Raw genomic sequence first — 212 nt, forward strand, 5'->3', positions numbered from 1 at the left:
CCGGAAGGTGGGGATGGATCACCTCCTTTCTACGGAGCAATTTCCGAGTCGACCCTTTCGGACCTTCGGGTCCGAAAGGGAGGACGCTTTGACTTTCATTCAATTTTGAGAGGACAATGACATTTTCATTGTGATGGGCCTGTAGCTCAGTTGGTCAGAGCGCACGCCTGATAAGCGTGAGGTCGGTGGTTCAAGTCCACTCAGGCCCACCA

General features: G+C 53.3%; 1 tRNA gene. It reads left to right on the forward strand.

The features are described from left to right. The first annotated feature begins 135 nt into the window (after window positions 1-135). Window positions 136-212 (forward strand) — tRNA-Ile (locus tag ACW9JV_RS19345).

Source organism: Salibacterium sp. K-3 (assembly GCF_054052005.1).